21 protein-coding genes are annotated in these 24,703 nt (G+C 65.5%); 13 read left to right on the top strand and 8 right to left on the bottom strand.

Annotated features, from left to right (window positions below; all coding sequences use genetic code 11):
* Positions 1–228: 228 nt before the first annotated feature.
* From ACE10W_RS33295 to ACE10W_RS33265, 7 genes are all read left to right on the top strand, one after another.
* Positions 229–2,559 (top strand): bifunctional diguanylate cyclase/phosphodiesterase, encoded by a 2,331-nt coding sequence (locus ACE10W_RS33295; RefSeq protein ID WP_028173007.1) that lies wholly within the window; start codon positions 229–231, stop codon positions 2,557–2,559.
* A 181-nt stretch (positions 2,560–2,740) separates the two neighbouring features.
* On the top strand, positions 2,741–3,466 hold the full coding sequence (locus ACE10W_RS33290; protein WP_011089885.1) for a hypothetical protein: 726 nt from the start codon (positions 2,741–2,743) through the stop codon (positions 3,464–3,466).
* Positions 3,467–3,736: 270 nt separating this feature from the next.
* Complete coding sequence (gene pal / locus ACE10W_RS33285) at positions 3,737–4,225, top strand: peptidoglycan-associated lipoprotein Pal (protein WP_011089884.1); 489 nt, start codon at positions 3,737–3,739, stop codon at positions 4,223–4,225.
* 189 nt (positions 4,226–4,414) lie between these two features.
* Positions 4,415–5,461 carry a tol-pal system protein YbgF gene (ybgF, locus tag ACE10W_RS33280; protein WP_028173009.1) on the top strand — a complete coding sequence of 349 codons (1,047 nt, stop codon included), beginning with the start codon at positions 4,415–4,417 and terminating at the stop codon, positions 5,459–5,461.
* A gap of 82 nt (positions 5,462–5,543) precedes the next feature.
* Positions 5,544–6,629, top strand: coding sequence for a tRNA lysidine(34) synthetase TilS (gene tilS, locus ACE10W_RS33275; RefSeq protein ID WP_060910251.1), 1,086 nt, complete (start codon positions 5,544–5,546; stop codon positions 6,627–6,629).
* Positions 6,630–6,871: 242 nt separating this feature from the next.
* Positions 6,872–8,794: an ATP-dependent zinc metalloprotease FtsH gene (ftsH, locus tag ACE10W_RS33270; RefSeq protein WP_011089881.1), complete on the top strand. Its 1,923-nt coding sequence runs from the start codon at positions 6,872–6,874 to the stop codon at positions 8,792–8,794.
* A 40-nt stretch (positions 8,795–8,834) separates the two neighbouring features.
* Positions 8,835–9,224 carry a DUF3052 domain-containing protein gene (locus tag ACE10W_RS33265; RefSeq protein WP_231166636.1) on the top strand — a complete coding sequence of 130 codons (390 nt, stop codon included), beginning with the start codon at positions 8,835–8,837 and terminating at the stop codon, positions 9,222–9,224.
* Positions 9,225–9,411: 187 nt separating this feature from the next.
* On the opposite strand, the gene ACE10W_RS33260 is transcribed toward ACE10W_RS33265, so the two are convergent.
* Positions 9,412–10,281 (bottom strand): alpha/beta fold hydrolase, encoded by an 870-nt coding sequence (locus ACE10W_RS33260; protein ID WP_271552385.1) that lies wholly within the window; start codon positions 10,279–10,281, stop codon positions 9,412–9,414.
* A gap of 255 nt (positions 10,282–10,536) precedes the next feature.
* Here ACE10W_RS33260 and ACE10W_RS33255 point away from each other — a divergent pair, with 255 nt between their 5' ends.
* Entirely contained in the window at positions 10,537–10,863 is a 327-nt protein-coding gene (locus tag ACE10W_RS33255; protein WP_028173012.1) for a BA14K family protein, read from the top strand.
* Between the two features lie 96 nt (positions 10,864–10,959).
* On the opposite strand, the gene ACE10W_RS33250 is transcribed toward ACE10W_RS33255, so the two are convergent.
* On the bottom strand, positions 10,960–12,444 hold the full coding sequence (locus ACE10W_RS33250; RefSeq protein ID WP_304548250.1) for a hypothetical protein: 1,485 nt from the start codon (positions 12,442–12,444) through the stop codon (positions 10,960–10,962).
* Positions 12,445–12,731: 287 nt separating this feature from the next.
* Between ACE10W_RS33250 and ACE10W_RS33245 the strand changes: the two genes are divergently transcribed.
* Positions 12,732–12,896 (top strand): Flp family type IVb pilin, encoded by a 165-nt coding sequence (locus ACE10W_RS33245; protein WP_028173014.1) that lies wholly within the window; start codon positions 12,732–12,734, stop codon positions 12,894–12,896.
* A 338-nt stretch (positions 12,897–13,234) separates the two neighbouring features.
* Here ACE10W_RS33245 and ACE10W_RS33240 read toward each other — a convergent pair whose 3' ends face one another.
* Positions 13,235–14,722, bottom strand: a complete 1,488-nt coding sequence (locus ACE10W_RS33240) for a hypothetical protein (RefSeq protein WP_038965503.1) — start codon at positions 14,720–14,722, stop codon at positions 13,235–13,237.
* Positions 14,723–15,009: 287 nt separating this feature from the next.
* Between ACE10W_RS33240 and ACE10W_RS33235 the strand changes: the two genes are divergently transcribed.
* Positions 15,010–15,690, top strand: coding sequence for a TetR/AcrR family transcriptional regulator (locus ACE10W_RS33235; RefSeq protein WP_008136878.1), 681 nt, complete (start codon positions 15,010–15,012; stop codon positions 15,688–15,690).
* Between the two features lie 151 nt (positions 15,691–15,841).
* Here the strand turns inward: ACE10W_RS33235 and pyk are convergent, their stop codons facing one another.
* Positions 15,842–17,278, bottom strand: coding sequence for a pyruvate kinase (pyk, locus tag ACE10W_RS33230; RefSeq protein WP_011089873.1), 1,437 nt, complete (start codon positions 17,276–17,278; stop codon positions 15,842–15,844).
* Positions 17,275–17,874, bottom strand: coding sequence for a DUF1036 domain-containing protein (locus ACE10W_RS33225; protein ID WP_304548249.1), 600 nt, complete (start codon positions 17,872–17,874; stop codon positions 17,275–17,277). The genes pyk and ACE10W_RS33225 overlap by 4 nt, the downstream gene beginning before the upstream one ends.
* Positions 17,875–18,040: 166 nt before the next feature.
* On the opposite strand from ACE10W_RS33225, the gene ACE10W_RS33220 reads away from it, so the two are divergent.
* From ACE10W_RS33220 to ACE10W_RS33210, 3 genes are all read left to right on the top strand, one after another.
* Positions 18,041–18,346, top strand: a complete 306-nt coding sequence (locus ACE10W_RS33220) for a DUF1244 domain-containing protein (protein ID WP_232953852.1) — start codon at positions 18,041–18,043, stop codon at positions 18,344–18,346.
* 245 nt (positions 18,347–18,591) lie between these two features.
* A complete protein-coding gene (locus ACE10W_RS33215; protein ID WP_008136868.1) occupies positions 18,592–18,864 on the top strand; it encodes a DUF2312 domain-containing protein in 273 nt (90 codons plus the stop codon).
* Between the two features lie 184 nt (positions 18,865–19,048).
* Positions 19,049–19,474, top strand: coding sequence for a DUF1801 domain-containing protein (locus tag ACE10W_RS33210; protein ID WP_271552397.1), 426 nt, complete (start codon positions 19,049–19,051; stop codon positions 19,472–19,474).
* Between the two features lie 97 nt (positions 19,475–19,571).
* Here the strand turns inward: ACE10W_RS33210 and ACE10W_RS33205 are convergent, their stop codons facing one another.
* The 3 genes from ACE10W_RS33205 to ACE10W_RS33195 form a co-directional block, all read right to left on the bottom strand.
* Positions 19,572–20,105: a hypothetical protein gene (locus ACE10W_RS33205; protein WP_304548248.1), complete on the bottom strand. Its 534-nt coding sequence runs from the start codon at positions 20,103–20,105 to the stop codon at positions 19,572–19,574.
* 215 nt (positions 20,106–20,320) lie between these two features.
* Positions 20,321–21,925: a DUF882 domain-containing protein gene (locus ACE10W_RS33200; protein ID WP_304548247.1), complete on the bottom strand. Its 1,605-nt coding sequence runs from the start codon at positions 21,923–21,925 to the stop codon at positions 20,321–20,323.
* Positions 21,926–22,209: 284 nt separating this feature from the next.
* A complete protein-coding gene (locus ACE10W_RS33195) occupies positions 22,210–24,417 on the bottom strand; it encodes a murein L,D-transpeptidase (RefSeq protein WP_028173018.1) in 2,208 nt (735 codons plus the stop codon).
* Between the last annotated feature and the right edge of the window lie 286 nt (positions 24,418–24,703).

The following is a 24,703-nucleotide window of genomic DNA, read 5'->3' as shown; positions in this document are numbered from 1 at the left end:
TTTGGACGCGCGATCTTTTCGAAAAATCACGCCGATTTTTTCGGGTTCTGCGCGCGCGGCAAGCTTTCCTTCACCTTGCGCTCGGCAACGCTTGCCTAGTTGCTTGATATTTCAGCGGAAATCGGTTCGCTATTGCCGAAAAACAACCCGACTTTAACGATGTTCCCTCAGGAAAGCTTCACCTGGGCTGAGTAAAAGTACGCTCCAAACAGGACGCGTAACAAGCCGATGCAACTGGCCGACCAGAAGCAGAGCGATCGAGACGAGCTGGAGCCGATACTCTACGCCGCTCTCATCAACTCTATGGTGCAGAATTTCTGGGCGATTTTCCTGGGCTCGGCCTCCGCGGCCGTGGCCGCGGTGATGACTGCGCTGAAGACCGGCGACGTCTGGCTGTGGCCGATCGCGTTTCTCCTGATCGCCATCGGCACCGCGCGCGCATTCCAGATGCGCGGATACGAAAACCGGACGCAGGGACTGTCATTCGAAGAGGCAAAGCATCTGGAGCCGCGTTACTGGATCGGCGCGCTCAGCTATGCGGCGGTGCTCGGCATATGGGCCTTCGTCGTCATCTACAACAACGAGGATCCGGTCGCCGACATGCTCTGTGTCGCCATCGGCATCGGCTACACCGCCGGCGGCGCCGCCCGCAATTACGGCCAGCCCCGGGTGATCCAGTGGCACGTCGCGCTCGCCTGCGGTCCGATGTCGCTCGCCCTGCTGCTGCATGGCGGATTCTACCACATCGGTCTTGCGATCCTGCTCGTGTTCTTCTTCATCGGCCTGAAGAACATCAACCTCAGCCTGCACGCGATCTTCGTCAAGGCGCTGACCTCTAGCTTCCGCGAATCCGCGCTGGCGAGCCAGTTCGATACCGCGCTCAACAACATGCCGCACGGGCTGTGCATGTTTCGCGCCGACGGGCGCCTTGCGGTGATGAACCATCGTTTCGGCGAGCTGATGAGCTTGCCCGAGGATCTGGTCAAGCGCGGCGCCACCGCCGTCGATATCGTGTCGGCCTGCGTCGCCGCAGGCTCCATCTCGGCGGAGAGCGGCAACCAGATCCTGGCCGAGATCGAGCACGCGCGAATCCGCGAGATCGCCACCGCGGATCCCAATCCCGCGCGGGGCCGCTCGCTCGCCTGGACGTTCCAGCCGATGACCGGCGGCGGCACCGTGCTGCTGCTGGAAGACATCACCGAACGCACCAACGCGGAAGCCCGGATCAGCCATCTCGCCCGCTATGACGAGCTCACGGCGCTGCCCAACCGGGTCTCCTTCCGCGACGAGATCGAGCGGCTGCTGGCGATTTCGCACCATGCCGAACGGCTCTCCGCGCTGCTGTTCGTCGACCTCGACCAGTTCAAGCAGGTCAATGACACGCTGGGTCATCCCTGCGGCGACCAGCTGCTATGTGCGGTCGCCAACCGCCTGCGCGAGATGCTGCGGCCGGAGGATTTCGTCGCCCGCTTCGGCGGCGACGAGTTCGTCGTGTTCCAGCAGGACATCAGCTCGCCCGAGGATGCCGCGAGCCTCGCCCGCCGCATCGTCGAGCGGCTGAGCGAGCGCTACCGCATCGACAATCATCTGGTCGAGATCGGCGCCAGCGTCGGCATCGCGCTGACCTCGCCGGACGGCATCAGCGCCGATACGCTGCTCAAGAACGCCGACATGGCGCTGTACCGCGCCAAGGCCGACGGCCGCGGCACCTTCTGCTTCTTCCGCGACGAGATGGCGGCGACCGTCGAGGCCCGCCGCATCCTCGAGCTCGACCTGCGCAAGGCGCTCGCCAACGAGGAGTTCGAGCTGTTCTACCAGCCGCTGGTCAATCTCAAGTCCGGCAAGATCACCACATGCGAGGCGCTGCTGCGCTGGAATCATCCGGTGCGCGGCACGGTCTCGCCGGTCGACATCATCCCGGTCGCCGAGGACATGGGCCTGATCGTCGATCTCGGCCGCTGGATACTGCGCCGCGCCTGCATGGAATGCATGAAGTGGCCGGAGGGCGTCAGCGTCGCAGTCAACTTCTCACCGCAGCAATTCCACCAGCGCGACGTGCTGAGCGAGATTCGCTACGCGCTGGAGGTCTCGGGCCTGCCGGCGCATCGGCTGGAGATCGAGATCACCGAGTCCTCGCTGCTGCGCAACACCCAGCTCACCCACGACATCCTCTCGCAGCTGCATGCGCTCGGCGTGCGCATCTCGCTCGACGATTTCGGCACCGGCTATTCGAGCCTCAGCTACCTGCACAATTTCCCGATGCAGAAGGTGAAGATCGACCGCTCCTTCCTCGAAGGCATCGACACCGACCGGCCGCTGACGCTGTTGCGCGGCGTGGCGCGGCTGTCCGCCGACCTCGGCATGGCGGTCGTGGTCGAGGGCATCGAGACCAACGAGCAGCTCGAGCTGATCAGCGCCGACGGCACCGTCTCCGAGGCGCAGGGCTATCTGTTCAGCCGCCCGGTGCCCGCCGTGCGGATGCGCCAGCTCCTCAACGCCTCGCATGGACGGCGCGACGAAGCCCTGCTCCAGGTCGTCGGCTCGCGCTCCTTCGCTTAAGTCCGCGTCCGAGAATTTCCCGTCGTTTCAGTCTGTTGCCCGGCACCGTAGTGCTACGGGGGGATTAACCCTAACACTTCGATTGCTTTGCTTCGTTGTTAAGAAGCTGTTAATAAATCATCACGCGCGTGGAGGTTGTTTCCGCGCGCATGCGGTGAGCGGTGGTGGGTAAGGAGTTGGAATGCAGTCCTCAGCCAGAGCGATCATTTCGGCTGTAGGACGGGGCGCCGAGCTCCTGACTGACGTCGATTATCATCTCGCCGACACGGTCGCGGAGAAGGAGAAGATCTACAATCTCCGCTACCGCGCCTATCTGCGCGAAGGTGCCGTCAAGGAATCCGCGGACGCGCGCGTCACCGACCAGTATGACGAATTGCCGAACGCGTGGACCTTCGGCGTCTATCTGCACGGCGAGCTTTGCAGCTCCGTGCGCATCAGCGTGCTGACATCGGAGTGGCGGCAGTCGACCTCGGCCGATGTCTTTCCCGAGATCCTGCTGCCGCGACTCGATCGCGGCGAGGTCATGATCGATCCCACCCGGTTTGTCGCCGATCCCGACCAGGTGAAGCGGGTTCCGGAATTGCCCTATCTGACGACCCGGCTCGCCTACATGGCCTGCGAGCATTTCAATGCCGATCTTGGCCTTGCGATCGTGCGTCCCGAGCATCAGGCCTTCTACCGGCGGGTGTTTCTGCACGAGACCATTGCCGAGCCGAGGCTGGTTCCCGGTCTCACCAAGCCGTTCGGACTGATGGCGGCGGATTTCCCGACCTTCCGCAAGAAGGTGTTCGAGCGTTATCCGATCATGCGGTCCACCGCCTTCGAGCGGCGGATGCTGTTCGGGCGCAGCGCGCAGCGCCAGGCGCCGCAGCAGCCGCTGCGGGTGCCGGATGCCGCTCACGCCTGATTCCCGGCGGGCCGCCTGACGAAGGTGCTCCGGGATTTCCCGGGGCTCAGGCCCAAAATTCAAGCAAAGCCAGCGATTTTGCCGGTGAACGCGGCTTGCTTTCACCCTCGCGCCACATTTACAACCCATTAACCATGACGGGTGCTTTTCGCCGGTGGGGGGCATTTGACCGGCTCTGGCAACATCCCATCAAGGTTGACGGAACGTTCGCTTAACCAACCCCCTGTAGACCGGACAGCAGTGGACTAACGCGAGCGTGGAGGCTCCGGAATGAAACATCCTATGCGTATCCTCCAGGGATTGAAGCTGGCCGCGGTGCTTGCCGTCGCGCTGTCGATGGGCGCCTGCGCCAACAAGAACTCTGCTGCGGATGCGATGGCCAACGCGGCGACGCCGGGCAGCCAGCAGGACTTCGTCGTCAACGTGGGCGACCGCGTGTTCTTCGAAAGCGACCAGACCGATCTGACCCCGCAGGCGATCGTGACCCTGGAGAAGCAGGCGCAGTGGCTGCAGACCTATCCGCGCTACTCCTTCACCATCGAAGGTCATGCCGACGAGCGCGGCACCCGCGAATACAACATCGCGCTCGGTGCCCGCAGAGCCCAATCGGTGCGTTCGTTCCTCGCCTCGCGCGGCATCGATGCGAACCGCATGCGCACGATCTCCTACGGCAAGGAGCGGCCGGTGGCCGTCTGTAACGACATCTCCTGCTGGTCGCAGAACCGCCGCGCCGTCACCGTGCTGAACGCGAGCTCCTGACGCTTCAAGTCAGGCGCCGTTCATCTTCAGAATTCGATTATGCCGGCGCCCTCACGGGCGCCGGTTTCGTTTCAGCGATCTGTGACAGAAACCCCGTGGTGCCAGTCACATTTTTGGCGTACTCCCCTTCAATGTGTGGCGCGTCGAATGTTCCGTCGCAGGCCATTTCGCTTTCGTCGTCAGGGCAAGATGTCATCCAGATTTAAGGTCTTTACCGGCACCGTGGCGACCGCCGCGCTGCTCTCCTTGTGTTCGCCTGTCCTCGCGCAGTCGGACGATGACCCCGAGATGCGGATCGAGCGGCTGGAGAACCAGCTGCGCCAGCTCACCGGCCAGAACGAAGAATTGCAATACCGCAACCGCCAGCTCGAAGAGCGCCTGCGGGCGCTCGAAGGCGGTGCGCAAGCTGCGCCCGGACAGGCGCCGGTGCAGCCCAGTGTCGCCGCCGTGCCGCCCGCGCAGGCTGCGCCGGCCTATCGCCAGCAGCAGCCGCAACCCGCCCAGCCGAATTACGAGCAGCCGCAGATCGCGTCTCCCCCGCCGATCGTTCAGGAGCAGCCGGCGCCCGGTGCCCCCGGCACGCGCCGCCGTGGCGATGCCTTTGACCCCAGCCAGAATCCGAGCGCGCCCGGCGCGCCGCGCGCGCTCGGCGGCGGCCAGCAGCCGATGTCGGCGGGAGTCCCTGGCGGAGCGCCCGGAGGGCGCAACGCCGGCGAGCCGCTCGATCTCGCCAACACCAGCCCGCGCTATCAGCAGGGCGTGCCGCCGGCAGCCCAGCCCGGCTATCCGCCGGTCCAACAGGGCTCTCCTGCGCCAGCCGCCGGCACCGGCCTGACCACCCTGCCGCCGTCGGCGACGCCGCGCGACGAGTTCGATCTCGGCATCGGCTACATGCAGCGCAAGGACTATGCGCTCGCCGAGCAGACCATGAAGAACTTCGCGCAGAAATATCCGAGCGACCCGCTGCTCGGCGACGCGCAATACTGGCTCGGCGAGAGCTACTTCCAGCGCCAGCAATATCGCGACTCCGCGGAAGCCTTCCTCGCCGTCACCACCAAATACGAGAAGTCGGCCAAGGCGCCGGATGCGCTGCTGCGGCTCGGCCAGTCGCTGGCCGCGCTGAAGGAGAAGGAGGCCGCCTGCGCCGCCTTCGGCGAGGTCGGCCGCAAATATCCGCGCGCCTCCGCCGGCGTCAAAGCCGCCGTCGACCGCGAGCAGAAGCGGGTGAAGTGCTGACCACGCGGCGTTGATCGCTGACAACGCGGATGGTGCTGCGCTAAACAGTCGGTCCATCCGCTGGCGATTGCTGGGCAGCGTCATGTCAGACGACGACAATTCTCCGATCTCCGCGCGCGAGGCGAAGCAGCTCTTCGCCGAGTTGAAAAGTGCGCCCGCACTGGTGCTCGCGGTGTCCGGCGGGCCCGACTCGATCGCGCTGATGTGGCTCGCCGCGCGCTGGCAGCGCAGTCTTGCGCGCGGCCCGCGTCTCACCGTCGTGACCGTCGATCATGGCCTGCGGGCCGAGGCGGCGCGCGAGGCGCGCGAGGTGAAGCGGCTCGCCACCGAGCTCGGCCTGCCGCACCGGACCCTGCGCTGGCGCGGCGCCAAGCCGAAGACGGGACTGCCCGCGGCCGCGCGCGAAGCCCGCTACCGCCTGCTCGTGCAGGCCGCGCGCAGCGCCGGTGCGAGCCATGTGCTGACCGCCCACACCCGCGACGACCAGGCCGAGACGCTGTTGATGCGCCTCGTCCGCGGCAGCGGACTTGCCGGGCTGTCGGCGATGGCGCGCCTCACGGAGCGCGACGGCATCGTGCTGGCGCGTCCGCTGCTCGACGTCCCGAAGGCGCAGCTGATCGCGACCCTGAAGCGCGCGAAGATCGGCTTTGCCGATGATCCCACCAATCGCGACACCGCCTTCACCCGGCCGCGGCTGCGCGCGCTGTTGCCGCAGCTCGCGGCCGAGGGCGGCGACGCCCGCAGTCTGGCGCGGCTCGCAGCCAGGCTGGCGCGCGCCAATGCGGCGGTGGAGGTGCTGACGGACGGGGCCGAGCGCTTCCTTCGCTTGAGGGATCGCGACGATGCGCCGCATGGGCCGGATATGCGAAGCTTTGAGGCCGGCGCGTTCGCCACCCTACCGGAGGAGGTCCGGCTGCGGATGCTGCTTCGGGCCATCAACGCGCTCGGGCACGAGGGGCCGGCGGAACTCGGCAAGGTCGAAACCCTCCTGGCCGCGCTCGATCAGGCGATCGCTGCTGGTATGGCCGCAGGTCCCCGCGCAGCCGCAAATGGCCGGCCGGTCCTGAAGCAGACCCTTGCGGGAGCCTTGATCAGCCTTGCCGGCGGGCGTATCCAGATCGCGCCGGCGCCGGCCCGGCGGCGCAAGGGCGATAGAGGCGGATCATGACACCGGCTGTTTCGAGGCAGCGCCGTCAGGTCACCTTAACCAGGCAGGAAAAACCCCGGGTAGGTCGCCATTATTTCAGCGGGAATCGCCCTAAGATGGGATAAATAGTCCCATCTCGTTCCCTTGGCAGCGACCGGGGCGGCACCTAAATTGTATGCGTCTAACCGAGAGGATTCCTTGGGGATTTCCTCGTACTGCCCAAGGATTCAGGCCGCGATCCGCGCGACCACGAAGGAAGATCGATGAACGCCAATCTGCGCAATTTCGCCCTCTGGGTCATCATTGTCTTGCTGCTGTTGGCGTTGTTCACGCTCTTCCAAAATCCGGGTCAGCGCGCCTCCTCGCAGGACATCGCCTTCTCCCAGCTCCTGAGCGAGGTTGACCGCGGCAATGTGCGCGACGTGGTGATCCAGGGGCCGGATATCCACGGCACCTTCACCAACGGCTCCAGCTTCCAGACCTATGCGCCGAACGACCCGACGCTGGTCAAGCGCCTCTATGACAGCAAGGTCCAGATCACCGCGAAGCCGCCGGGCGACAACGTGCCCTGGTTCGTCTCGCTGCTGGTCTCCTGGCTGCCCTTCATCGCGCTGATCGGCGTGTGGATCTTCCTGTCGCGGCAGATGCAGGGCGGCGCCGGCAAGGCGATGGGCTTCGGCAAGTCGCGTGCGAAGATGCTCACTGAAGCGCATGGCCGCGTCACCTTCGAGGACGTCGCCGGCGTGGACGAAGCCAAGCAGGACCTGCAGGAGATCGTCGAATTCCTGCGCGACCCCGGCAAGTTCCAGCGCCTCGGCGGCCGCATTCCGCGCGGCGTGCTGCTGGTTGGCCCTCCCGGCACCGGTAAGACCCTGATCGCGCGTGCGGTCGCGGGCGAAGCCAACGTGCCGTTCTTCACCATTTCGGGTTCTGACTTCGTCGAGATGTTCGTCGGCGTCGGCGCGAGCCGCGTCCGCGACATGTTCGAGCAGGCCAAGAAGAACGCCCCCTGCATCATCTTCATCGACGAAATCGACGCCGTCGGTCGTCACCGTGGCGCCGGTCTCGGCGGCGGCAATGACGAGCGCGAGCAGACGCTGAACCAGCTGCTGGTCGAGATGGACGGCTTCGAGGCGAACGAGGGCGTGATCCTGATCGCGGCGACCAACCGCCCTGATGTGCTCGATCCCGCGCTGCTGCGTCCCGGCCGCTTCGACCGTCAGGTCGTGGTGCCGAATCCGGACGTCGTCGGCCGCGAGCAGATCCTCAAGGTTCACGTTCGCAAGGTGCCGCTGGCGCCGGATATCAACCTCAAGACCATCGCGCGCGGCACCCCGGGCTTCTCCGGCGCCGACCTGATGAACCTCGTCAACGAAGCTGCGCTCACCGCCGCCCGCCGCAACAAGCGGATGGTGACTCAGGCCGAGTTCGAGGAGGCCAAGGACAAGGTGATGATGGGCGCCGAGCGCAAGTCGCTCGTCATGACCGAGGAAGAGAAGCTCTTGACGGCCTATCACGAGGGCGGCCACGCCATCGTCGGCCTCAACGTGCCCGCGACCGATCCGATCCACAAGGCGACGATCATCCCGCGCGGCCGTGCGCTGGGTATGGTCATGCAGCTGCCCGAGCGCGACAAGCTGTCGATGTCGCTGGAGCAGATGACCTCGCGCCTCGCCATCATGATGGGCGGCCGCGTCGCCGAAGAGCTGATCTTCGGCCGCGAGAAGGTGACCTCGGGTGCTGCCTCCGACATCGAGCAGGCCACGCGCCTCGCCCGCATGATGGTGACGCGCTGGGGCCTCTCGGAAGAGCTCGGCACGGTCTCCTACGGCGAGAACCAGGACGAGGTGTTCCTGGGCATGTCGGTGTCGCGCACGCAGAACGCTTCTGAGGCGACCGTCCAGAAGATCGACTCCGAGATCCGGCGCCTGGTCGAGGAAGGCTACAAGGAAGCCACCCGCATCCTCACCGAGAAGCACGGTGATCTTGAGGCGCTGGCCAAGGGCCTGCTCGAGTTCGAGACGCTCTCCGGAGACGAGATCGTCGATCTGCTCAAGGGCAAGAAGCCGAACCGCGAGTCCGTGCTCGAGCCGACCACGCCGCGCGCCTCCGCCGTGCCCCCGGCCGGCAAGTCGCGCCCGCGGCCCGATCCGGATCCGGGCCTGGAGCCGCAACCGCAGGCGTAACGCCTCTCGCGTCGTGGCCGGCTATTCCGGCAAACCGTTAGTGCAAAAGCTCGGCATCAAGCCGGGCTTTTGTATTTTCGTGGACGGCCTTTCGTCGGCCTATCGCGATGTCGTCGGTGAATTGCCCGATGATGTGAAGATCGCAAAGACCGCCAAGGCGCCGCTCGACATGGTGCATGTCTTCGCGACCGAAGCCAAAGGCTTTGCGGTCAAGCTGCGCAGCTACCGCAAGGCGATCGCACCTGATGGGATGATCTGGGCGTCATGGCCGAAGAAGGCCTCGGGCGTCGCGACTGACGTGACGGAAACGCTGGTGCGCGAGACCGCGCTCGCGAACGGCCTCGTCGACATCAAGGTCTGCGCCGTCGACGACGTCTGGTCCGGCCTCAAGCTCGTGATCCCCGTGAAGGACCGCCCGGCGAAGAAGTAGGCTGGGCAAAGGCGCGCACGCGCCGTGCCCATTCTGATTCCGGAGTATGAGGCGGTGAAGGCTGGGCGATCGCCGCTGTTCAAGTCCCGTAGGGTGGGCAAAGGCGCCTTTTGCGCCGTGCCCACCACCTATCGGCAAGCGAGACAGAAGTCGTGGGCACGCTTCGCTTTGCCCACCCTACGATATTTCACTTCGCCGCGGCTCCCGCCCTCTCGCCGCGCCGCTCGAGAAAGCGCAGCACATCGTCGTTGAACTGCTCCGGATCCTGCAGAAACGAGAAGTGACTGACCTCCGGCTGGATCAGCAGGCCGGCGCCCGGGATGTTCGCCGCCATGAACTCGGTGTTCTCGCGCTTGATCGCCTCGTCGTGATCGCCATCCACGATCCAGGTCGGGACCTTGATCGCCGCGAGATCCGACGCCGTCCATTTCGGCTGGCTCTCCCACATCTTGGTAATCTCCGCGACGAAGCTCTTGTACTCCGTCGGGGTCGGCGAGAGACGCTTGTACTCCTCGCCGGCTCTGGCGATGTAGGCGTTGAAGACGTCGCTTGACGCAATATCGGCAACGCCCGACGGATCCGAGTTGGCCGCGAAAGCGAACAGCTTGGTGACCCGCTCCGGGTGCTTCATCGCGATGTCGAGGCCGATGATTGCGCCGTCGCTCCAGCCGACAATCGCGGCCTTCCTGATCTTGAGATGGTCGAGCAGCCCGACCACGTCCGAGGCCATCAGATCGTAGCCATAGGGCTCCTGGTTGCGGCTGCTGCGCCCGTGCCCGCGGCTCTCCATGACGATGACCTGATAGCGCCGTTGCAGCGCACGGACTTGGTGACCCCAGTAGTTGGCGTTGGCGAGGCCGCCATGCAGCAAGAGCACCGGCTCCCCGCGGCCGAACACGGCGTACCAGACCTTGATGCCGTTGACGGGCGCGAAGCCGCTCTGCGCCGCCTTGGGCAAGGTCGGCGTCGGCGGCAGGCTCAGCCATTGCGGCGCCGCATGCGCAGCATTGATCGAGACCATGACGAGAAGGGCGGTGAGGAGTTTGCGAAACATCATGACACGTCTTCCTGTTCGTCCACCGGACATTAGCGCATGACAAAGTGGCGGCGTCACGTTCCAAGACAAAAACCAGGGCGCGGGCTTTCGTCCCTCCCTCGCGTTCCACAAACAAACGACGCTTTCCGTATTTGAACGACCAGATCGCGCCTGGTGGCGAGTCCGCCATCACGGCGAGCTTGTCCAGCACACCATGTCGGCCCACCTCCTGCCGCACCGGCCGCACGATGCACCGGCCAATGATGGAGATCGACTATGACTGGGCTTAAGATCCTCGCTGCCGTGGCTGTGTTGTCGGCCCTGACTGCAACCACCGCCTACGCGCAATCCGGTTTTGCGAGCAGTCATCCGGACACGTACGAAGCGGAGAACCCCAATCGCAACCTGAATGGCACGCTGACGCCGGCGGGCCGGCTGGGCCTCGAGTTGCCGGACGGCGCGGCTCCCGCGCAAGGCGCCGACAGCGCCATGGCTCGCGCGGACGGCGCCGCTTCCCGTTCTTGCTCCGAGCGTTACCGGTCCTTCGATCCGGCGACGGGCACCTATCTCGGTCTGGACGGCAACCGCCATCCCTGCAGGTAAGGCAAAGCGGCAAATCGCCGGATCAATTGGACCTCCGGCCGCATGGCCGGAGGACTCCATGCAAGATGCTGCCGGGATGAAGCTGGAGTCGCGTCCTCACTTCGACGATTTCGCGGCCGCGCTGTCGTCCCGCACATGGATCACCGCGATGTCGTCGGCATAGATCCGCTTCCAGCCCGTGAGCTGATCGAGGATCTGGGGGCCGGGCGCATCGGCAACCAATAGCGTCGCGTCGATCTTGTACTCATCCAGCAGGCGCGGAAGCAGCTCGGGCTTCTTGCCCTCGGTCGCCTTGAAGAAGTCCATCACGAATTTCTCGCCATAGAGCTCGGCGCGGCCGTCGACGTAGACGGGGATATCGCGCGAGATCAGATAGCCGCCGAACTGATAGGCGTTGAAGATGCGCTGGGCCCTGCGCTGCTCGAGCAGGTCGACGGCGGCAACCGGCGTCTGCGTCATCGTGAAGGTGAAGCGGTGGTGCCCCATGTAGAGCGAGGTCGAGGTCCAGCCTGCGGCCACGATCATCAGCGCGCCAAGCGCGGTGACATAGTGGGCCGGCCAGCGGTCGGTGCCGGTGGAGTCCGGCTGCGGGCGCGGGACCAACTCGCCGAGCGGCTTCGCCAGCACCAGCGGCACCAGGAAGGCAAAGGCCTCGATGCTCCTGACATGGGTCAGCGCGCTCCAGGTCAGGAACAGGATCAAAAAGATCCTCGGCGCCGAGAGCACCAGGCCGCGATAATAGCCGAAGGCGATCAGGCCGAGCAGCGCGCCTTCGAACGAGGTGAACGTGGCAAAGTTCGCCGGCATCCATTCGAAGATCAGCGACAGCAGCTCGCCGAGGCTGAGGATGTTGGTCGCGCCCAGCAGCGTCTTCCAGCCGTACGGCGTGCAGCAGCTCGCGATCACTGCGCCGATGCCAAACAGCACCCAGCGCATGAACAGTCGGAGCCGTTGTCCCTTCTCGGCATGCTCGACGGCCTCGAGCGAGATCGGACCGATCAGCGCCAGGCCGAGCACGAAGCCGCCATGCAGGTTCGCCCAGAGCGCCATCAGCGGCAGCCAATACCAGGACGGCGCACGCCTGCGGTCGGCGGCCGCCATCAGCAGGCCGACCCACGCCACCATGACCGGCAGCGCCAGAATATGCGGGCGCGCCAGGACGTGGTGCAACGACAGCAGCAGCGCCAGCATCGCAAACAGCACTGCCCGCGGTGCCTCGATCTGCGCGTCGAGCAGATAGACGAAGATTGCGGCCGTGAGTGCGGTCGCCATCGCAGTGAGGATGACGGGACCCGCCCAGTCCCATTGCGCATGGGAGAAGGCGAGCAGCACTTGCGACAGCCACGACGTCGAAATCCACGGCGCGCCGGCCCGCGTGAAGGAATAGAAATCCGTGGTGGGCACGGCGCCGTGATCGAGGATCCATTGCCCGACCCTGATCTGCCAGAACGAGTCGGAGTCCTGAAGCAGCGTGTCGCCGACATAGAGGAAGAACAGATAGGCGCCGGCACCGACGCACAGCGGCACCAGGGCTCGCGCGCGGCCCTGCATCGCGATGCTGTTGGCAAAGGAAAGGGACATTCCGCCTCGTCGTCCTGTTGTTCTTGTCGGTTCGGCGGCAGTGGACCACGGCGGTCATAACTTCGGGTAAATCGGGGCCGGGTCGGCGTCACGTCCGGATGATTTAACGGGTTGTTTTAGATTTCGGTTTACCATCGACGAATACACGCAAACCGCTCAGTGTTTACGCAGTCGAATTAACTGCGGCGCAATTCTTTGCCTCTACGTTCGGTTCCATGGTCGGGCGGCGCTGGGAAGCCGAAGAGACCAGACCAGTTGTAGCCTCGTGTACTTTTTGGGAGCACTCTATGAAGAACCTCGTTGCGCGCTTTGTGAAGGATGAATCCGGCGCCACCGCCATTGAATACGGCCTGATCGCTGCCGGCATCGCGCTGGCGATCATCACCGTCGTCAACAACCTCGGCAGCACGCTGAACACCAAGTTCACCTCGATCTCGACCAGCCTCAAGTAAGGCCGGACAAATTGAGAGTTGAAAGAGCCTCGTCCGAGACGAGGCTCTTTTCTTTTGTGCGGGGAGCTTTGCAGCCAGGGACCGAGGGTTAACGGACGTGGTCGCGTTTTGGTCTTGCTGCGGGGTGTCTGGCCCTCATGGTGCGGGGCCAGCCACCACAAGAACGCGGCGAAGCGTCCGCGCAAGGCCGCGAGAGCTGGCGGCCTGGAGCGTGATCCGGACCCGCAGGGCCGCGTTTGCCTAAAATGTGCGGCGGTATTCCCGAGAGTTCATGCTCTAGCAACACGCCAAGACGCGATGACGATTCACTCCAATCTCGTCGCGCTTTGGTTCGTGGCTCACCGTGACGGGGAGGGGAGCGGTGTGTCGTCGCGGACGTGGACCACGGCGACGTCATCCGCATAGAGCCGCTTCCAGCCCGGCAGATGGTCCATGATCCTCGAGGCGGGCACCGTGGGGTTCAGCAGCGTCGCGTCGATCCGGTAGGTATCGAGCAGACGCAGGAGCGTCTCGACGTTCTTGCCCTCGACGGCGTCGAAGTAGTCGAGCACGAACTGCTCGCCATACAGCTCGGCGCGGCCATCGATGAAGGTCTTGATGTTGCGGGTGATCAGATAGCCGCCGATCGGAGCGGTGCTGAAGATCCGCTGCGCGTGCCGCCGTTCGAGCACGTCGACCGCGGCCGCGGGGGACTGATTGCCGATGAAGGCATACCGGTACGGCGTGGCATAGGACCGCGTGATGCTCCAGCCGGCCGCGACGATCGCGAGCGCAGCGATTGCGCTCACTGCAAAGGAGGACCGGGCGTCTGCCGCCCTCAGCGCGACCGCTCGCGTCACGCCCAATTGCTCGGCGAACGGCTTCGCCAGCACCAGCGGCGTCAACAACGCAAAGGCCTCGATATTTCTGACGTGGTTGAGGGCCGCCCAGACCAGGCCGAGCAGTAGAAGAATACGGGTCCAGGACAGCACCAGCCCGCTGTAGTAGCCGATGGCGATCAATCCGAGCAGGCTGGCTCCAAAAAGATCGAGCGAGCTGAAGTCGGCGGGCATCCATTCCCAGATCATCGAGAGCAGCTTGCCGAGGCTGAGGATCTTCGTCGATGCGAGAAGCGTGTTCCAGCCATAGGGCGTGCAGCAGGCTGCGGCCAGCGCAGCAAGCCCGAACACGGCCCAGCGCGCCGCCAGCGCAAATCGATCCTTGCGATCGGCGGATGCGAGCGCATCGAGGCCGATGGCCCCGATCAGCGCCAGCCCCATGACGAAGCCGCCGTGAAGATTGGCCCATAGCGCCATCAAGGGCAGCAATAGCCAGGAGGGCGCGGTGCGCCGGTCGGCGGCCGCCAGCAGCCCGCCGACAAAGGCCACCATGACCGGCAGGGCCAGCATGTGCGGGCGCGCGAGGAAATGCCCCATCGACATGAAGAGGAGCGGGGTGACGAGCAGAAAGGCGCGCGCCGGCTCCAGATAAGGCTCAAGCAGGTGAACGAAGATCGCCGCGGTCGCTCCGATTGCGAGCGATGTCAGGATAACCACGCCCGACCAGTTTGACGGCTCGTAAACCAGCGCGAACAGGACTTGCGACAGCCAGGAGCTGGAGATCCAGGGCTCACCGGCGCGCGTGAACGAATAGATGTCGGTGGTGGGCAGCGCGCGATGTTCGAGAATCCACTGTCCGATCTTGATCTGCCACAGCGTATCGGAATCCCGCAGCATGATGTCGCCGACGCCGAGGAAGAACAGGTACACACCGGCGCCGATGCAGAGCGGCACGAGCCAGCGCGCAACGCCGCGGACGGGAACGCTGCTTGTAACGGAAACCGACATTGGACTCTCGGGGTTGAACGACCACGCACAACAGCAGATCCGCACCTGAGCATGATCGCTTTTAAGTTGGGGTAAACCGGGCCGGTTCGCCGCCGCCACGCGGTGCAAGGATGCGTTTACTACCTGCTCGCGTGCGCCTCGGAGTTGCGTGGCGCCCGTATCCTCATTTGCTCCTTGTCATTCGTCCTGAATAGTTGTTCAGTCCTTGCGGGGCGATTTGCAGCGATTGAGTGACGAAGCGTTCGGCCGCAGGGCGTGCGGCAGGCGTGTGGGACAGGAAGCGCGCCATGGTTTATCGGCGGACGCATCAAGTGGTTAAGCGCCTTGCGGCCCGGCGCAGTGCGATCTTGGCGGCGGCGCGGGAGGCTGCGGCGGAAGGCGGGATGGCGGCGGTGCAGATCGCGCCGGTCGCGGTCCGGGCCAATGTCGCGGCCGGCACGGTCTACCGCTACTTCCCCTCCAAGGCCGAGTTGATCTCCGAATTGATCGCCGAGGTCTCCCGCGACGAGCTCGCGGCGATCCGCCGGGCGGCCGATGCCGCGCCGGGTCCGTCCTCGGCGCTGGCTGCTGCCGTCACCACGGTGGCGGTCCATACCCTGTCGCAGCGCAGGCTGGCCTGGGGCATCCTGGCCGAGCCGGTCGATGTCGATGTCAGCGCCTCCCGGCTTGCCAGCCGGCGCGAGATCGCGGGCGAGATCGCAGGCCGGATCGATGCGGCCGTGCGCGCCGGTCACCTGCCGGCGCAGGACACCGCGCTGGCCGCCACCGCGCTGCTCGGTGCGCTGCATGAGGCCTTGGTCGGGCCGCTCGCGCCTGACAATCTCGAAGATCCCGTCAAGATGCGCGATGCGGTGCAGACCGTGACGCTGCTTGCGCTGCGCGCCGTCGGCGTCATGGACGCCCGCGCCCGCGGCCTGGTGGTGCAGCAGACGCTGCTCCCGACCACGAAAGCGCTGGTCGGGGCCTGAATCGAGGGCGCGACCAAGGCCGGGGGCCTGATCGCGCTCAGGCCGTTGTCAGAGCGCGCCTTTTCGAAAAACCCGAGCAGGCACGCCGGACAGGCCGGCTACTGTGCATGGGGTTGTTTTCGACGTTCTTGTTTGCCGGGGTCCCGCGGACCTAGATATCCGCGCCGCCCTCGGGGCCGACGGAGGCGATGCGCACCATGTTGGTGGTGCCGGGGATGCCGAGCGGCACGCCGGCGACGATGATCACGCGCTGGCCGGCGCGGACGAAGCCGTCCCGGAACGCGATCTGGCCGGCGCGGCTCACCATGTCGTCCTGGTCGCGCGCGTCTTCCGCCACCACGCAATGCACGCCCCAGACCACCGCCAGCCGGCGTCCGGCCGCGATGTTCGGCGTGATCGCCACGATCGGTGGCTTCGGCCGCTCGCGCGCGACGCGCACCGCGGTCGAGCCCGAGCTGGTCCAGCAGATCAGGGCCGGCAGGTCGAGCGTCTCGGCGATCTGGCGGGCGGCGTCCGCGATGGCGTCGCCGGCGGTGGATTCCGGCGCAGGGCGCTGCGCGGTCAGCACGGACCGATAAATCGGGTCGCGCTCGACCTCTTCGCCGATGCGGTTCATGGTCGAGACCGCCTCGACCGGGAATTTTCCGGCCGCCGATTCCGCCGACAGCATGATGGCGTCGGCGCCTTCATAGACGGCGGTGGCGACGTCCGAGACCTCGGCGCGGGTCGGCACCGGCGACTGGATCATCGATTCCAGCATCTGGGTCGCGATCACCACCGGCTTGCCGGCGCGGCGCGCCATGCGCGTCATCTGCTTCTGGAGGCTCGGCACGCGCTCCAGCGGCAGCTCGACGCCGAGATCGCCGCGCGCCACCATCAGCGCGTCGGAGGCCTCGATGATGTCGGCGAGGCGGTCGATCGCCTGCGGCTTCTCGATCTTGGCCATGACCGCGGCGCGACCGCGGATCATCTTCTTGGCCTCGATCACGTCGTCGGCGCGCTGCACGAAGGACAGCGCGATCCAGTCGACGCCGGTGACCAGCGCCGCCTCGAGGTCGGCGCGGTCCTTCGGCGTCATCGCCGAGACCGGCAGGTCGGTGTCGGGCAGGCTGACGCCCTTGCGGTCGGACATCCGTCCGCCGACCACGACGCGCGTCACCGCGTGCTCTTTCGAGGTCTCCTCCGCGATCAGCCGGACCTTGCCGTCATCCAGCAGCAGCGCATGGCCGGGCCGCAGCGCGGCGAGGATCTCCGGATGCGGGAGATTGACGCGCGTGGCATCGCCCGGCGCCTTGTCGGAATCGAGCGTGAAGGTCTGGCCGTTCTGGAGCTGGACCGAGCCTTCGGCGAAGGCGCCGAGCCTGAGCTTCGGTCCCTGAAGGTCGACCAGGATGCCGATCGGCCGGCCGTAGCTGCTCTCGACATTGCGGATCGTCGCCACCAGCTCCCGCATCTTGTCATGCGGCGTGTGGCTCATGTTGATGCGGAACAGGTCGGCGCCGGCCTCGAACAGGCGGCGGATCATCGCGAGGTCCGAAGAGGCAGGTCCAAGGGTCGCGAGAATCTTGATACGGCGAAGACGCCTCATGGCTTATTCCCAGGCGGAGGGGGAGCTGCGGCCGGTGGCAGGCCGGGCGAGCCCGGGGGCGTAGCACCGGGCGGGCCATTGGGCAAACCCGGAACGCCGCCACCCGGGCCAACCGGGCCGGGCATGCCGGGCAGGCGCGGCTGTGCCGGCTGCTCGTTGGCATCGGTAAGCTGCACCGTCCAGGCGCGCTGCTCGCCGGTATCGACCTCGAAATAGCCGGTGCGGTCATAGCCGCGCGCCAGGCAATCCTCGGTGCCGCGGATGGTGAATTCCTTGTCGCGCGAGCACATGAAGGCCTGGCCCGACCATTCGCCGCCGCGGTCATAGTCGATCGCGTAGATGTAATAGTAGCGGGCGACCAGCGTGCCCCGCAGCAGGGTCTCGCAGGAGCGGGAGGAGATGTTCCACCAGCCCTCGGTGGTCCAGCCCTCGGCGTCCTTGTAGCCGAGCGCAATGCCGACCCGGCTCGAGGTGTTGTTGCAGAGGCGGAAATCGGCGGAGGCGGGGCTGGTCCAGAGGCACAGCAGGCCAACCACCAGCACCGGGACCAACCGGGCGAGCAGGCGAAACGGGGAACGGGGAGATTCGGCGATCATTGTCGCGGAACGTATACCAGATGATTGACGATTTGGCGTAGGGCCGGGGAACTGCCGCGAGAGGCGGCCCGGGGCCCGTTTGCGCCGCGATATGGCAAAATCTGTGACAGGACCCCACCTGATCCCGTAAGGGTGACGACATCAGGGGTAGCCAAGGGATTCAGTGATGGCAATCGACGACAAAACCAGAACGGAACTCGAAGCGGCCGCTTTCCGGCGCCTGGTCGACCATTTGAAGACGCGGACCGACGTCCAGAACATCGACCTGATGAATCTGGCAGGCTTCTGCCGCAACTGCCTGTCCAACTGGCTCAAGGACGCCGCCGACGCCCAGGGCGTCGCCCTGAGCAAGGACGAGAGCCGGGAGGCCGTCTACGGCATGCCCTACGAGACCTGGAAAGCGAAATACCAGGGCACGGCCACGCCCGAGCAGATCGAGGCGATGAAGAAGGTCCATCCCCACGGGCACTAGTCTTTCCCCGTCATTCCGGGGCGATGCGCAGCATCGAACCCGGAATCTCGAGATTCCGGGTTCGCCCTTCGGGCGCCCCGGAATGACGACAATCTCCAGTATCTTCTCATCTCCTGTGGGCGCGCTGTGGACGAGCGCGATGCTTGCTTGAACGCGGGGGGCACGAACCCTAAGGGTTCAGGCAGCACGCGCGGTGACGGATGCCGGCGTCACCTCGTTTTGCCAGTTTCATTGGGAGTACCAAGATGGCCACCTCCGCCGCCGTCCGCGACGACGAGCCCGCGACGAAATTTGCCAAGGACCAGCTCAAATCCATCATCGAGCGCATCGAGCGGCTGGAGGAAGAGAAGAAGGCGATCTCCGACGACATCCGCGACGTCTATGCCGAGAGCAAGGGCAACGGCTACGACGTCAAGGCGCTGCGCACCATCGTGCGGATGCGCAAGCAGGATCCCAACGAGCGCGCCGAGGCCGAGACCATTCTCGAGACCTACATGCAAGCGCTGGGAATGATCTGAGGTCTGTACTGTCGTCCTCGCGAGAGCCAGGACCCATAGCCACAGGCCGTGGTTATTGCGAAGGCCGGCAGTTGCATTATCGTCGTGCGGGATTGGTACCGCGCTTCATCGATAGATTCCGCGGTATGGGTCCTGGCTTTCGCCAGGACGACACCAGTGTCGTGGGTCCATCGAGGGAAACGCCGTGACTGCGCCGCCGCTACCGCGCGAGGTGAGCCGTGCCTTCGACGCTCTTCCGGCGCCGATCGGCAAGCGGCTGCTTCAGGTGCGTGCGCTGATCTTTGCGACCGCTGCGGCGCATGAGGACGTCGGCCCGCTCACCGAAACGCTGAAATGGGGCGAACCCGCTTATCTGACCGATGAGACCGGCAGCGGCTCTACGATCCGGCTCGGGCGCGTGAAGGACTCCGATCGCGCCGCCATTCTCGTCAACTGCAGGACGACGCTGGTCGATACGTTCCGCGAGCGCTTTCCCGATCAGTTCGAGTATCGGCAGACGAGGGCGTTGCTGTTGCCGGTATCCGGCGCGCTTCCGAAGCAGCAGCTCACCGTCTGTCTCTCGCTGGCGCTGACGTATCATCTGGATCGGCGGGTCAGGAAAGCGAGATAGAAGCTGCGGGTTTCGACACTATAGTCTTGGACATGGCGAGCACGCCGTTGCGCCGGTCCGGCGCGCAGCCTCTATCGGCAGGATTGTCGGTCTCGTCTCAATTGCCGCGTCCGCGTTTGGAGTCTCGTCGGGCCTGCGCCCGCTTGTTGGCCTGCGAGACCCTTCCGATTTTTTCCGGTGGAAGTTTCTTGATCCGGCGACGGCTTGGGATGGACCGCATGCCGTCATGCGAAGTTGGGGTCGTCTGCGGTCGGGAAAACTGACGTGCCCGACGAAGTGCCAGCGCCCGTCGCGCCGCTTCCCCGAGCTCCCGTCGTGCCTCAAACTTTCGGATGCGCCTCAGCTCGTTCTTGACGCGCTTGATGGCGGCAGCGAAGACCGATTGGCGCCGGTTTGCGTGCTCTGCCGTTCCGGAGAAACTCTTGCCGCGCGGGTCGGTCGTCCCCTTTGTTTCGCGGCGTCGATGCCGCGACAATGTACGCTCCCTGTCGCGCAGATCCCGTAGCCGGTCGCGAAGGCCCTCAAGTCGATCGCGCCCCATCTCTCCAACCACGGGATGGTGCGTATTCAATGTGACTTCGCGCTCGTCCTGGTTCAGAAGGCTGAGCTCAGACTTGCTTGGAACTGACATCGCACGCTCCCTTCCGGGTTTTTCGCGCATTGCCACGATGCGCGTTTGGAATGCGCAGCGATACCGGGTGATTACCCGTTGGAAGTGGGGGAATCCTCCTTAGTGCATATGCGCGCCAGGCTTGGGCAAAATCCGTTTATCTGTCGTCACGGACAAGTGAACCCAGTGCGCGCGCACCATCCGGGCCACGACATTGTGTTCGTGGAAATACCGCCTCAGCGCAACGCGGCGGTGCGCACGACGAAGGAGGTCGTATCGAGCTTCGCGGTGGCGCTGCCCGAGAAGCTGTCGCAGGACAGGCCCTGCATCGGATCGTCGGTGAAGCCCACGGCGATCACGGCCTGCGGCTTGACGAAATAGCCGCGCAGCGCGGTCATATCGAGCTCGCCCATCAGCGTCACCGACATCGCGCGGCTGGCGCTCGGCGACAGCATCACGATCTTGAGCCAGATGCTCTCGCCCTTGGCCGCGGAGAGCCGGGTCGCGGTTGCGACCATGCCGTCGACGCTCTTGCCGACCACCGTGTTGATCTCGGTTGCCTGGGCGCCGCTGCGGGACGCGGCGGCGGGACGGGCCGAGCGCGGGATCGGCGCGGAAGCGGCAACGACGTTGGCGCGATCGACCGGGGAGGCGGCCGGTGCGTAAGCCAGCGCCTGAAGAGTTGCGTTGGAGACGCTGGCGGTGGGCTGCGGATCGGTCGCGGCGGCAAGCGCCTGGCGGGCCTTCAGCGCGGCGATCTGCGCCGGTGTCGCCTGCTGCGGCGTCGCCGGAGTGTCCCAGAAGCCGCGGGCATTGATGATGTCGGCCGGGGTTTCAGGCTTGCCGGCCGCCGGCTTGTCAGCCACGGGCGCCGGCTTCGGCTTGGGCGGCGCAACGATCTGCGCATCGGCCGAGGCGAGCTGCAGCGTGGCGGCGACCTGCGGCTTGGCGCGCGGCGTCGGCACCGGATCGGCCGGCCTGGCCGCAGCGGCGACCACGGTGGGCGCCGCGGGCTTGGCGGCCGGGGCTGGTGCGCCCTCGTCATCCTCGTCGTTGCTGCTGGCTGCCGGCGCCGACTTGCTCTTGAACAGGGCGGCAAAGAAGTTCGGCTTGCTGGCACCGTCGTCACCGTTGCCGCGGCGCTCGATCTCGGCCTTGGCGAGCTCATAGCCCTTCAGCGGCGTGCCGTCGGTCGGCAGATGCACCGTCTTTCCGTCCGGGAAGACGCGGGCGAGCTGGTCATGCGTCATGCGCGGCCAGTGCCGGATGCTGCCGGTGTCCAGATGCACGAAGGGCGAGCCGGAGGTCGGATAGAAGCCGACACCGCCGCGCTGGAGGCGCAGGCCGGCGAAACGGATCTGCTCCAGCGGCACGCCCGGAATGTAGAAGTCCATCGCATGCCCCAGCATGTGCTGGCTGAAGCGCGCCACACCGGAGGAACGGCGGCGGAGCATCGCGTTGGTGGCGGGGGAGCGGTAGGAGGAGATGATCTGGATCGGCTGCTTGCCGTCGACGTCGCGATAGACTTCCCAGAGGATGTCGAACAGGTGACGGTCCATGACCGTCTCGTCCTGGGTGCGCCAGTCGCGGAGGAAGTGGTTGAGCTGCTTCAGCGACGCGTCGTCGTAGCGGCCGTCGCGCTTGAAGGTGACGGTGAGGTCTTCGCCGGAATGGGTGTGGTGGAAGGAGAGCGTCTTGGTCTCGTTCAGCGCGGCGGCATTATGGACCGAACCCGCGGCAGCAAGCAGCAACACGGCAGCAAGGCCGATCCGGGATCCGGCCTTCACTCCCGCATGGGACAACGACAGCACAGCGAATTGGCGTGCAAGACCAGTCAGCACGTATGAGCCCACCCAGTCGACGAGCGTTCAAATGGACTCTCCCGCCAACCCCGTTAGCGCGAGAAAGAGGATGAACGCTTTATTAAAGCGAGAAGGTTAATTCGAGGTTGACCTTCCCGCCCCCAAACCAAGTCAGAATACAAACCTAACCGGTTGAGTGTGGCAAAAAAACGCCCGCTGCCCGGGGCCCGGGTGGAGAATGGTTAACGTGAAACGCCCCCATCCAGGGGACGGGGGCGTTGATTTTATTGCAGAATTTCAGGAAGCGAGCGGCCGGGCCGGGCTCAGCGGGTAAACACCCGCTGCGGCCTGCGGCCGACCGGAGCCGGCGGCGGGGTCGGGGCGCCGAACAGCCGCTCGAAGAAGTTCGGACCGGACGAGCCGAAGCCGCCGCCATTGTTGGCCACTGCCACGCCCGAGGGCAGCGTCGTTGCCGGGCGCGAATAGCTCGGCTGGGAGTGCGCGACGATATTCTCGAGGTCCTTGCCGCGGCTGTTCTTCAGGATGTTGATCATGGTCGCGTCGCGGCCATAGACGTCCTTGCGGAATTGCAGCTTGCCGGCATCGTCCACGAACGCGGTCTGATAGGTGATGTTGACCGGAATCGGGGTCGGGAATTTCAGGTCGATCTCGCTCTTGCCGTACATGCTGCGCACGCGCTCCGGCGTGTACTTCTCGTTCGGCATGGCGATGTTGAGCAGAACGGAGGCGTACTGATCCGGGTTCTGCACGCGCATGCAGCCGTGGCTGAAGGCGCGGTCTTCCTTGGCGAACAAGTTCTTGTCCGGCGTGTCGTGCTGATAGACCAGGAACTTGTTCGGGAAGTTGAAGCGGATGCGGCCGAGCGCGTTGGCTTCACCCGGCGGCTGCGAGATGTGCACGGAGCCGTCGCGGTTCTGTTCGAGCTTGAGTCCCATGCGCTGAAGCACGGTCGGGTCCTGCTGAAGCGCCGGCAGGTATTCGTTGTAGACGATCGACGGCGGCACGTTCCAGGTCGGGTTGACCGTGATGTACTTCATCGTTTCGGTGAGCAGGGGCGTCGCGTGCTGGCCCGGCTTGCCGGTGACGACGCGGGTGGTCCAGACCTGCTGGCCGCGCTGCATCACCTTCAGCGTGTAGTCGGGAATGTTGAGGATGACATAGGCATCGCCGAGCGAGGGCACACCGAGGTCGCGCGGCAGCCAGCGCCAGCGCTCCATGTTCACCAGCACCGTGTCGATCTGCTTGTCGCGCTTCGGGGTGTTGATCGCCTTGACCGTCTTGTCGTCGAGGATACCGGTCGCCTTGATCTCGGCGCCGTTCTGGAATTTGCGCACGGCTTCCGCGACCGCGGCGTCATAGCGGGTGTCGCTCGCATTCTCGGTGATGCCGAGCTTGGCGCGGAGCTGCGGCACGCGCGGATCCTCGACGACGATTTCAGCCTGCTTCTTGCCGGCGGGGGTGTATTTCAACGCCGGGCCGTCGGCGATCTCGATCACCGGGCCGCTGCCCTGGCCGCGGAGCTCCGCGAGCTTCGCCTTCAGTTCCTTGTAGAGCTTCTGCGGCGGGTTGTAGCTGTCGAGCGCCGCGGAGGCGTCAGCCGCGGTCGTGACCTTGGCGAGCACCTCGCTCGGGTCGACCGGATGCTCGGGATAGAGGATGTCGGCGCTGACCTGCGACCAGTGCATGCGGCCGCTCTGGGCCTGGCGCGCATAGTCGAACATGCTGGCGGTGAGCTTGAGCTCGGCGTCGGCGAGCGCATCGGGGGTCGTGGCGGCGGCGAAATCCGGCACCGGATAATCGGTCGGATTGAGGCCGTCGGAGGCTGCATCCTTCAGCCGCGCGATCACGCCCTTGGCCGCGGCGGTCAGGCTGCCGGCTTGCGTCCACACCGGCGCGAAGTCGCGGGCGCCGTAGAACTTCTCGATCGCCGCGCGCTCGTTCTTGCGGTCGAAATGGCGCGAGGTCTTGGCGCCGATGATATCCTTCAGCTTGTCGGCGACCGGCTGGTCGGCGGCGGGCACGCTGCTCGCAGCCTTGACCGGCTCGGCGGCAGGAGCCGCTGCGGTGGCGGGAGCCGCAGGCGCAGCCGGCGCGGTCGTCGCAGTGTCGGCCTTTGCTGGTTCAGATTTGGCGGGCTCGGTCGTCGCGGGCTCCGTTTTAGCCGTCTCGCTCTTCGGCGCCTCGGTGGCGGGCGTGGTGGCGACGTCGGACGGCTTCGTCTCAACCTTGTCCGGCGCGGGAGCGGCTTCGGCCTTCACGGGTTCCTTGGCCGGCTCCTTCGCGGAGTCCTGGACCGTGGCGGTGGCGTCGAGCTTGATGTCGGAGGCAGTCGGGGGCGGGACGTTGGCGGGCTCGGGGCGCGGGATCGCGGCTTCGATCGCGAGCTCGGCGGCGCTGCTGCGCGCCTGATCCTGCGCCAGGGCCGAGCTGGCCGACACCGTGAGGAAGGTTGCTGCGACCGTCATCAAGACACGGTCAAAGCCTGCACGGTGGTTCAAACAGTCACGCATTGTGTCGCACCCCTCGGGTGAACTGTCCCTCGTGGAACAGCTTTGTTATCGCCTAATTGAGCTTCGGCTAAACCGCGCCGGCCTCTCGAAAGTTGCACGCCTGCACGCAACGATTCATACGCAGACGATATACAGGCCCCGATTTTGCAGCCAGCGCTACCCGGGACAACTCACGACAAACTGACTTCAAGGGAGCCTCTTGGCAACGGATTGTGCGCCTCTGCCGCGCGCTTTTCCCTCTGTCTGTCACTTCCAGGTCACGGTTCAAATCGCAGTCGAATTCTAT

It is taken from the genome of Bradyrhizobium sp. B025, from assembly GCF_042257955.1.
In the GTDB taxonomy this organism is placed as follows: Bacteria; Pseudomonadota; Alphaproteobacteria; order Rhizobiales; family Xanthobacteraceae; genus Bradyrhizobium; species Bradyrhizobium diazoefficiens.
This window is presented reverse-complemented; position numbering and strand designations above follow the sequence as displayed.